This is a genomic window from Burkholderia sp. Ac-20345, assembly GCF_017104825.1.
Lineage (GTDB): Bacteria > Pseudomonadota > Gammaproteobacteria > Burkholderiales > Burkholderiaceae > Burkholderia > Burkholderia lata_B.
The window spans coordinates 1-3,632 of sequence record NZ_JAAGPO010000395.1 but is presented as its reverse complement, the minus strand read 5'-3'; the positions used below and the strand labels follow the sequence as shown (position 1 = coordinate 3,632).

General features: G+C 66.8%; 4 protein-coding genes. 2 read left to right on the top strand and 2 right to left on the bottom strand.

Features of this window, described 5'->3' with window-relative positions; all coding sequences use genetic code 11:
• On the bottom strand, positions 1-126 hold a 126-nt coding region (locus G3O06_RS47165), incomplete at its 3' end, for an SDR family NAD(P)-dependent oxidoreductase (RefSeq protein ID WP_205820175.1).
• A 43-nt stretch (positions 127-169) separates the two neighbouring features.
• Here G3O06_RS47165 and purB point away from each other — a divergent pair.
• On the top strand, positions 170-1,558 hold the full coding sequence (gene purB, locus G3O06_RS47160; RefSeq protein WP_174919082.1) for an adenylosuccinate lyase: 1,389 nt from the start codon (positions 170-172) through the stop codon (positions 1,556-1,558).
• A gap of 76 nt (positions 1,559-1,634) precedes the next feature.
• Here the strand turns inward: purB and G3O06_RS47155 are convergent, their stop codons facing one another.
• Positions 1,635-3,056 (bottom strand): FAD-dependent oxidoreductase, encoded by a 1,422-nt coding sequence (locus G3O06_RS47155; RefSeq protein ID WP_205820174.1) that lies wholly within the window; start codon positions 3,054-3,056, stop codon positions 1,635-1,637.
• 276 nt (positions 3,057-3,332) lie between these two features.
• Between G3O06_RS47155 and G3O06_RS47150 the strand changes: the two genes are divergently transcribed.
• On the top strand, positions 3,333-3,632 hold a 300-nt coding region (locus G3O06_RS47150), incomplete at its 3' end, for a TetR family transcriptional regulator (RefSeq protein ID WP_205820173.1).

The window sequence follows — 3,632 nt, the reverse complement described above, 5'->3', positions numbered from 1 at the left end:
GCGACGGCTCGCGAGCACGACCTTCGCACCGGCCTGCGACAGCACCTGCGCAAAGCGCTGCCCGAGACCGCTCGACGCACCCGTGACCAGCGCAACCTTGCCTTCCAGATTGATCGACCGACCCATTCTCCTTCCCCTCGCTCGCCCCGGCCCCAAGGCCCGCCCGATCATGTCCGACACTCGTCCCGATACGCTTTTCGCCCTCACCGCGCTTTCGCCCATCGACGGCCGCTACGCCAGCAAGACCGAAGCACTGCGCGACTGGCTCTCCGAAGCCGCCTTCATGCGCCACCGCGTCACCGTCGAGGTGCACTGGCTGATCGCGCTGTCGCGCGCCGGCTTCGCGGAAGTCCCGCGCTTCTCCGATGCGTCCGAACAGTTCCTGCTGCAGCTCGCCGAGCGCTTCACCGCGCACGACGCCGCCCGCATCAAGGAAATCGAGCGCGTGACGAACCACGACGTGAAGGCCGTCGAATACTGGCTGAAGGAATCGGTAAAGGGCCAGGAAGAACTCGAAAAGGCCAGCGAATTCATCCACTTCGCGTGCACGTCGGAAGACATCAACAACACGTCGCACGGGATGATGCTCGCCGGCGCGCGCGAACACGTGATCCTGCCGGCGCTGCGCACGGTCTACCAGCGCCTCGTCGCACTCGCGCACGCGCACGCCGAGCAGCCGATGCTGTCGCGCACGCACGGCCAGCCGGCCAGCCCGACGACGCTCGGCAAGGAACTCGCGAACGTCGCGGCCCGCCTCGCCCGTGCGATCACGCGCATCGAGAAGGTCGAGATCCTCGGCAAGATGAACGGCGCGGTCGGCAACTTCAACGCGCATCTCTCGGCGTACCCGGAATTCGACTGGGAAGCATTCTCGCGCGACGTGATCGAGACCCGCCTGAAGCTCACGTTCAACCCGTACACGATCCAGATCGAGCCGCACGACTACATGGCCGAGCTGTTCGACGCCGTGGCGCGCGCGAACACGATCCTGCTCGACCTCGACCGCGACGTGTGGGGCTACATCTCGGTCGGCTACTTCAAGCAGAAGACGAAGGCCGGTGAAATCGGCTCGTCGACGATGCCGCACAAGGTCAACCCGATCGACTTCGAGAACTCGGAAGGCAACCTGGGCCTCGCGAACGCGACGCTGCGCCACCTCGCCGACAAGCTGCCGGTATCGCGCTGGCAGCGCGACCTGACCGACTCGACGGTGCTGCGCAACATGGGCGTCGCGCTCGGCTACTCGCTGCTCGCGTACGACTCGCTGATCCGCGGCCTCGACAAGCTCGAAGTGAACCCGGCACGCCTGAACGAAGATCTCGATAACTGCTGGGAAGTGCTCGCCGAGCCGGTGCAGACGGTGATGCGCCGCTACGGCATCGAGAACCCGTACGAGCAGCTGAAGGAACTGACGCGCGGCAAGGGCATCACGCGCGAAGCGCTGCAGGAATTCGTCGGCACGCTCGCGATCCCGCAGGATGCGAAGGACCGCCTGCTCGCGATGACGCCTGCGTCGTACATCGGCAAGGCCGTCGAACTCGCGAAGCGGATCGCGTAAGCACCGCCGTCTCCGCATGTAAAAAAGCCCGGTGCGAGCAATCGCATCGGGCTTTTTTGTTGCCTGCCGCAGCCGGTCAGAACGAGATCATCCGCCCCGGGTTGAGCGCGCTCATCACGCTCATTGCTGCCTTCGCGGCGGGAATCGCGATCGGCGACAACTGGCGGCCGAGCGGGATCGCACGGTGATCGATGCCGGTCAGCATCGAGAAATCGTCGTTGCGGCCGACGAAATCGTCACAGATCGCCTTGCCGATCCGCACCGTCTGCGCGACGCCGTGACCGCTCCAGCCCTGCACCATGTACATCGGCACGCGGCCGTCGGTCTTGCGGCTGTCGGTTGCGCCGTTCAGCGTGAAGTCGCTCACGCCACTCCAGCAGTAGTCGAGCGCGAACTGGCCGTCGACCTGCGGGAACACCGTGTTCAGCCGTGTCAGCAGGTACGCGTTCACGTCCGGCTGCGCCCAGCACGTGCCGGTGCCCTGCCCGCCGAACAGCAGGCGGTTGCCGCGTACCGGCCGGTAGTAGTCGATCTGGAACTGCGTGTCGTACACGGGCATGCCGGCCGGCATCAGTGTCGCGACATCGACGTCGAGCGGCGCCGTCACGCTCACGTAGGTAAAGAACGGCACGGTTGTCGCGGCGCCGTCGTCGAGCAGCCGGAACGTCGTGTTGTGCAGCGCCAGCACGACACCCTTGCGCGCGGTGATCGTGCCGCCCGGCGTCGTCGCGACGACGCCCTCCGGCGTCTCGTCGAGTTCGAGCACCTCGGTGCCCTCGAACAGCGCGCCGCCGTTCAGCCGGAAGCCGTGCACGAGGCCGCGCACCAGCGCGAGCGGATGGATCTGCCCGCCGATCGCGTCGATCGCCGCACCGTGGTACAGCCCCGAGCGCACGTAGTCGTCATGCAGCTGATGGCGGCCGACGAGCGTCACGCCCGCGTCGCCGAGATGGCGGCGCGCATCCGCGCCGTCAAGCAGCGCGCTCATGTGGCCCGGGTGGACCGCGGCCGTGATATGGCCGCGCTTGCGGTCGAGCTCGAGCGCGTAACGCGCGCCGATCGCGTCGATCAGGTCCATCGATTCGGCCGATGCAAAGCGCCACAGCCGCTTCGCGTCGTCGTGCGACAGGTGGTCGATCATGTCGGCGGCTTCCCAGCGCGCGAGGCCGGGCGTGAGCTGCCCGCCGTTGCGGCCCGATGCGGCCGAGCCGACGTGGTGCTTGTCGACGAGGATGGTATCGACGCCCGCTTCCGCGAGATGCAGCGCGGCCGACGCGCCGAGCAGGCCCGCGCCGATCACGAGCACGTCGCATACGGCATCGTGCGCGAGCGGCGCACCGTTCGCGTGGCGCGACAGCGACGCCTCGTACCAGTTCGCCGGGCGCTCGCCGTCGTAGCGGGCCAGGTCGCACCAGTTCCAGTTGTCTTTTTCGATGTTCAGTTGCGTTGGTTCGAAACGCGATTCGCCCTGGATCAGGGGTTGATGGTTGAAAGTCATGATTGCACTTGCATGGTCTTGGGCCGCCTGTCGAAGAGCCTTCTGGCTTCGCGGGTGGGGCAGCCGGTTCCACATGGGTGTCAACGAGATAAAGGGCGCGATGGCCCGTGTTGACGGCGGGCACGCTCGTGCCGCCTGGATCCCGGACTGTGCGAAAGCACGTATTGAGAGGTGCCGGGACACCCAATTTCTACACCGCAGAAATAATTCTACAGTGTAGAATAAGCTTTCGTCAAGTTTACAGCCGGTGCCGCACCGGCCCGCCAGCCCGCATCGATGAAAGACAAACCCGCCCAGGGCCCGCGCGGCCTCGACAAGGATGCGATCGTCGCGGCCGCGCTCGCGCTGCTCGAAGACGTCGGCGAAGCCGCGTTCAGCGTGCGCAAGCTCGCGCAGTCGGTCGGCTGCGACCCGATGAGCGTGCTGTATCACTTCAAGTCGAAGGAAGGCCTGAGCCGCGCGATCGCGAACGCGCTGTCGCGCTCGCTCGTGCCGGTCGACGCCGCGCTGCCGTGGCGCGAACGGCTGCGCGACCTCGCGCGCCAGTACCGCGCGCTCGCGCTGCGCTACCCGGCC

What these genes read in the sequence shown, in the direction of transcription:
- purB (WP_174919082.1), top strand. Translation starts at nt 170, where the DNA reads ATGTCCGACACTCGTCCCGATACGCTTTTCGCCCTCACCGCGCTTTCG.
- G3O06_RS47155 (WP_205820174.1), bottom strand. Translation starts at nt 3,056, where the DNA reads ATGACTTTCAACCATCAACCCCTGATCCAGGGCGAATCGCGTTTCGAA.